Here is a 4289-nt window from a genome sequence, read left to right as displayed (position 1 = left end):
GAGGTCCTTACTCCATTATCCTCAACAGATTGTATATCATCATTAGCACAATAGTCTCTTCTAATGTGCCAGCTCTACATCTGTGGGGACAAAAGGGTCGGAGTGTCGCTATTTTTATTTAACTTTGCGGAAAACTGTACAGGCACTATTGCAGGGTGCAAAGTAAATCGATTTTATAGAGGGTAAAACTATGTCGGAAAGGCAAATTAAGAGAGCGCTCATCTCGGTATTTAATAAGGAAGGATTGGAGCCCATAGTGAGGGAGCTGGCTAAACTTGGCGTGGAGCTGATCTCTACGGGAGGGACTCAAACATATATTACTGGATTGGGGTTGGAGTGTACCGCGGTGGAGGAGTTGACCTCCTACCCTTCCATCCTAGGCGGGAGGGTAAAGACGCTACACCCTAGTATTTTCGGGGGCATCCTCTCCAGAAGAGATAATGCAGACGACGCCAAGCAGTGCGATATGTACGACATCCTAGAGATAGACCTCGTGGTGGTGGATCTCTACCCCTTTGATGAGACTATCGCATCGGGTGGTACGCACGAGGAGATCATCGAGAAGATTGATATCGGTGGAGTGAGCTTGATCCGTGCAGCAGCGAAGAATTACAAGGATGTCCTCATCATTGCCTCTCGCAAGTATTATGGCGCCCTTCTGGAGATGCTACAGAGTGGCAAGGGGGTGACGACAGAGGAGCAGAGGAAGGAAATGGCCAAAGCGGCCTTTGGGCTCACGTCGGAGTACGACAACCACATTCACCACTATTTTGTGGGCTCCAAAGTGACTGAGGAGCTACCTGAGGAGGGCATTGAGCTATCCATTCCTGTGGCTTATCCTCTTCGCTATGGGGAGAACCCACATCAGGAGGCAAAGTTTTATGGCACAGCCCTTACCGAACGTTTTGAAATCCTCCACGGCAAGCAACTGAGCTACAATAACATCCTCGACCTAGAGGCGGCGTGTGCGTTGATAGAGGACTTCGATGAACCTACCGCTGCGATCATCAAGCACAACACCCCTTGTGGCGTGGCTAGCGACAAAGACATCCACACGGCCTACACCAAGGCACTCGCCTCTGACCCTGTCTCGGCCTTTGGCGGCATCGTGGTACTCAATAGAGGTGTTGACACAGCGTTGGCAGAGGAGCTGGATAAGCTCTTCATTGAGATACTGATTGCACCCGACTACTCGAGCGAAGCGCTTGAAATCCTTGAAAAGAAAAAGAATCGTCGCCTACTCATTGACCGCATCGGCTTTGACTCGAGCAAGTACACTTACCGCTCGGCGGTGGGCGGCTTGCTAGCACAAGCTAAGGATAAGAAGATAGAGAGTGCAGAGGAGCTCACCCCTACAAGTGAATACCTGGCAAGTGACGAGGTGGTAGCGGATCTACTCTTTGCGATGAAGATCGTAAAGCACTGCAAGAGTAACGCCATTGTACTAGTGAAGAATGGTCAATTGATCGGTGCTGGTTATGGGCAGACCTCAAGAGTGGACGCCCTAAACCAAGCGGTGGCGAAGGCAAGGGCTATGGGATTTAGCACTGAGGGAGCGGTGCTCAGCAGTGACGCCTTCTTCCCATTCTCCGACTGTGTGCAGCTTGCCAATGAAGCTGGCATCAAGGCGATCATTCAGCCAGGTGGCTCGGTGAGAGACGAGGAGAGCATTGTCTTTGCACGTGACCACAAAATACCAATGTACATGACAGGGGTACGCCACTTTAAGCATTAAAAAGGCAGGGAGAGGGCTTTTATAGAGAAAGAGAAACAAGTATTTAAGACGAGATAGATAATAGTATGGGATTATTCTCATTTACACAGCGGATGGCGATTGACTTAGGTACCGCCAATACCGTGATCATTAAGGAGGGAAAGATTGTCATAGACCAACCTAGCTATATCACGATGAATCGCAAGAGCGAGAAAATCGAATGGGTAGGTAGCGAAGCATATAGGAGGGTAGGAAAGGAAAATAACGACCTTCTGACCGTACGTCCACTACGCGACGGTGTGGTGGCCGACCTCAATGCCACGGAGCATATGATCCGAGGATTTATCCAGATGGCGAGGACCAAAAAGAGTCTATTCCCATCGGCCCTGAAGGTGGTGGTGAGTGTGCCATCTGGCAGTACCGACGTGGAGCTAAGGGCGGTGCGTGATGCTGCTGAAAAGGCGGGCGCCAGCGAGGTATACCTCATTATGGAGCCAATGGCGGCTGCCATCGGCATTGGACTAGATGTACTGGAGCCTAAGGGCAATATGATTGTGGACATTGGTGGAGGTACCACGGAGATTGCGGTGATTTCACTGGGAGGTATTGTCTCCAATAAGTCGATCAAGGTGGCGGGTGATGAATTCACCAACGACATTGTGGACTACATGAAGGCGAAGCACCAAATTCGGATAGGCGAACCAACGGCAGAGGAGATCAAGAAGAATGTGGGCTCTGCCCTGCCCGAGCTAGAGGCGGGACCCGATGACTATACAGTGATAGGGCAAGACCTAGCGAGTGTGCTACCTAAGACCATTACGGTGAGCTATCGGGAGATCGCTGGTTGCTTGGAGAAGTCGGTTCAGAAGATCGAGACGGCTATCTCCAATGCACTTGATGCCACAGCACCTGAGCTCTATGCCGATATCTTTAAGGATGGAGTATACCTCTCTGGTGGTGGTGCGATGCTCAAGGGATTGGACAAGAGGCTACAAGATAAGTTCCAAATCCCTTTCCACGTAGCAGAAGATCCCCTTTATGCGGTAGCAAAGGGAACCCATATTGTACTCGAAAATAGCAATACTTACAGCCAGCTATTTAAGTAGTCAAGGCTTGGCATACCAGAGGCCGACTTGTAGGTAAGTATGGATAAGCTCTTAGAGTTTTTACGCTCCAATGCCCACACCCTGCTATTTGTGGTACTGGAGGTGATAGCACTCCTATTGTTATTCAATGGGAGTGTTTATCGCAATAGTGTACTCCTTAGTAGCACCAATGCCGTTACTGGCACCGTGACGGAGTATGCCAATAAGAGCAATGAGTACCTAGGCCTTAGGGATGCCAATGTAGCCTTGATGAGTAGGAATGCGGTACTAGAGGAGGAAAACCAACGCCTCAAGTATCAGCTCCGTCGCTTGGAGGTGGATTCGCTCACATGGCAAAGGCTCTCCACAGATAGCGTGATACGCCCTTTCCCCTACCAGTACAAGGTGGCTCAGGTGGTAGGCACTACACTCTTTGGTGGTAAAAACTATCTCACAATAGATATGGGTAGCTCCGAAGCGATCCAAAATGACATGGGGGTACTCTCCAATGAGGGCATCGTGGGAGTGGTGGAGACGACAGGGCGTAACTATGCCAAGGTGATTCCTCTGGTGAATAGCGACTTTAAGCTCAATTGCAAGCCCTCGCCGAGAAGTGAATATGTGGGCACTCTCTCGTGGGATGGGAAGGACTTAGAGCATACTTTGCTGACCAATCTCCCAAAGCACGCTCCCTACAATGTAGGGGATAGTGTGGTGACGAGTGGCTACTCTGCCATTTTCCCTGAAGGGCTATTTATTGGCACCGTGGAGGGAGAGGGAGAATCGCCTAACGACAACTTCCGCGCACTGAGGGTGAAGCTGGGGGTTGCCTTTGGCACACTGAAGTATGTCTATGTGGTTCAGAACTATGAGCGTGAGGAGCGATTGGAGATCGAAGCAGTGGAGAAAGGTGAGCGATGAATAAGCACTACTTTAGTTATACGTTACAGAGCCTACTACTACTACTTTTGCAGGTAGTGGTGATGAATAATATCCGTCTCTTTGGGTACCTGATCCCTATTATTTATCTCTATCCATTGATATTTCTTCCCTACCAAACGCCCCGATGGCTTACCACCCTACTCGGTACGATTGTGGGACTTTTGATGGATATGGCGATGAATACCCCTGGGCTGAATATGGCGTCGGCCACCTTGGTAGGTTACCTCCGCAATCCCTTTCTATTTGCCTTCACTGAGGAGCAAGCGATAGAGGATCTTTCGGCTCCTATTCGCCCCTCTATCTACACGATGAAGCGGGGCAAGTATTTGCTATTTATCCTACTGATGGTCCTAACGCACGTTGGCACACTCCTCTTATTGGAGGCCTTCTCCAGCACTCTATTCCTACAGATGTTGCCACATATCCTTGGCTCCACACTGATCACCTGCGTGGTTTTTGCCATCTTTGAGGCATTCTCTAAGCGTAACCACCCTGCATGAAGGATCGCCAAAAGAATAAATTTGCACACCGAAAGTATGCTGTCGGTG

Annotated in this window: 4 protein-coding genes; all 4 read left to right on the top strand. The window is 49.8% G+C overall.

All coding sequences use genetic code 11. The annotated features are described in order from the left end of the window. Positions 1 to 190: 190 nt before the first annotated feature. The 4 genes from purH (at position 191) to mreD (ending at position 4241) form a co-directional block, all read left to right on the top strand. Positions 191 to 1735, top strand: coding sequence for a bifunctional phosphoribosylaminoimidazolecarboxamide formyltransferase/IMP cyclohydrolase (gene purH, locus QVO39_RS08320; RefSeq protein WP_021903780.1), 1545 nt, complete (start codon positions 191 to 193; stop codon positions 1733 to 1735). Positions 1736 to 1800: 65 nt separating this feature from the next. After that, positions 1801 to 2820 (top strand): rod shape-determining protein, encoded by a 1020-nt coding sequence (locus QVO39_RS08315; protein WP_021903779.1) that lies wholly within the window; start codon positions 1801 to 1803, stop codon positions 2818 to 2820. A 39-nt stretch (positions 2821 to 2859) separates the two neighbouring features. Then, positions 2860 to 3720: a rod shape-determining protein MreC gene (mreC, locus tag QVO39_RS08310; RefSeq protein ID WP_018027964.1), complete on the top strand. Its 861-nt coding sequence runs from the start codon at positions 2860 to 2862 to the stop codon at positions 3718 to 3720. After that, a complete protein-coding gene (gene mreD, locus QVO39_RS08305; protein WP_021903778.1) occupies positions 3717 to 4241 on the top strand; it encodes a rod shape-determining protein MreD in 525 nt (174 codons plus the stop codon). The genes mreC and mreD overlap by 4 nt, the downstream gene beginning before the upstream one ends. The last annotated feature ends 48 nt before the right edge of the window (positions 4242 to 4289 follow it).

Source organism: Porphyromonas sp. CAG:1061 (assembly GCF_000435035.1).
Taxonomy (GTDB): domain Bacteria; phylum Bacteroidota; class Bacteroidia; order Bacteroidales; family Porphyromonadaceae; genus Porphyromonas_A; species Porphyromonas_A somerae.
Note: the sequence above shows the minus strand (reverse complement) of the source record. Positions and strands in the feature narration are given on the sequence as shown.

What these genes read in the sequence shown, in the direction of transcription:
- purH (WP_021903780.1), top strand. Translation starts at nt 191, where the DNA reads ATGTCGGAAAGGCAAATTAAGAGAGCGCTCATCTCGGTATTTAATAAG.
- mreD (WP_021903778.1), top strand. Translation starts at nt 3,717, where the DNA reads ATGAATAAGCACTACTTTAGTTATACGTTACAGAGCCTACTACTACTA.
- mreC (WP_018027964.1), top strand. Translation starts at nt 2,860, where the DNA reads ATGGATAAGCTCTTAGAGTTTTTACGCTCCAATGCCCACACCCTGCTA.
- QVO39_RS08315 (WP_021903779.1), top strand. Translation starts at nt 1,801, where the DNA reads ATGGGATTATTCTCATTTACACAGCGGATGGCGATTGACTTAGGTACC.